This window comes from Arthrobacter sp. Hiyo1 (assembly GCF_001263615.2).
In the GTDB taxonomy this organism is placed as follows: domain Bacteria; phylum Actinomycetota; class Actinomycetes; order Actinomycetales; family Micrococcaceae; genus Arthrobacter.
Window position 1 is genome coordinate 97,089 of sequence record NZ_DF952475.1, and the last position, 1,060, is coordinate 98,148.

Sequence of the window (1,060 nt, forward strand, 5' to 3'; positions counted from 1 at the left end):
CCACCGCCGCGCTGCTGATCGGCAAGCGCCATGAGAAGGCCGAGCGCACGCGCCTCGGCCGCACCGACGACGTGTCCTTCGCCCCGGTGGTCTATGCCATGGTTCCGCCAGCGACCACGCCAAGGATGCTCATGCAGGCCTTCGCGAATTGGCTCGGCTCCCGGTGTTCCAAAGGGCGACCGCGCAGATGGTCACCGAGCGCGTCCTGGGTGTGCTGCGCACCCTCGGCACGTCTCTGGTGGTCCTCGACGAGGTGCACAACCTGACGACTAACAGGCAGGCAGGCGCCGAGGCAGCCAGCACCCTTAAACAGTTCGCCGACCGCCTGGACGCGACCTTCCTCTACGCCGGCATCGACTTGCCCACCACGGACCTGTTCGCCGGTGACATGGGGAGACAGATCAAGGCCAGGATGATCATGCACCAGATGCGCCCCTACGGGAACGGAACCAAGGCAGACCGCGAGGCCTGGACCGAACTCGTCCTCGGCGTCGAGGACCTGCTCACCCTTGCCGCCCATGAAGCCGAGTCCCTCGCCGAGGAAGCCGCTTACCTGTGGGACCGCACCGGCGGGAGCATCGGCGGCCTGCGCGCCCTCCTGTCGGACGCCGCCATCGGAGCGATCATCGACGGCACCGAGAAGATCGACCGTGCCCGCCTCCAGGCCACCGCCACCGACTACGCCGCCGAAGAACACCACCACAAACGTGCAGCCCTGTCCTCCGGCAGCCGCAAGCGCGGGCTGAACAGGGCCCAGTGACGATCCAGCCGCTCCCCGTCCCCACCAGGATCTTCGGCGGCGAGGGCTTGATCAGCTACGCCTCCCGCCACGCAGCCCGCAACGGCACTACCGCCGAGGAGATCGAACGCGCCCTCTACGAGGCGGGAGCCATCCCCAAGCCCAGCCACCGCCGGACCCCGGAACGGCTGCAGGCCTGGCGCAACCTCGGCTCTCTCCACGAGCGCGCCTTCGCCACACCCACTGTGATCCACGGGGCCGACGTCATCGACCGCACCCTCTGCCTGCGCTGCACCCAGGGATCGGGCGGAACCGGGCGGC

2 protein-coding genes are annotated in these 1,060 nt (G+C 69.0%); both read left to right on the forward strand.

What is annotated here, in order from left to right:
• The first annotated feature begins 187 nt into the window (after positions 1-187).
• On the forward strand, positions 188-760 hold the full coding sequence (locus AHiyo1_RS19440) for a TniB family NTP-binding protein (protein ID WP_216363259.1): 573 nt from the start codon (positions 188-190) through the stop codon (positions 758-760).
• A partial coding sequence (locus AHiyo1_RS24970; protein ID WP_216363260.1) for a hypothetical protein occupies positions 757-1,060 on the forward strand: 304 nt, incomplete at its 3' end. The genes AHiyo1_RS19440 and AHiyo1_RS24970, both read left to right, overlap by 4 nt.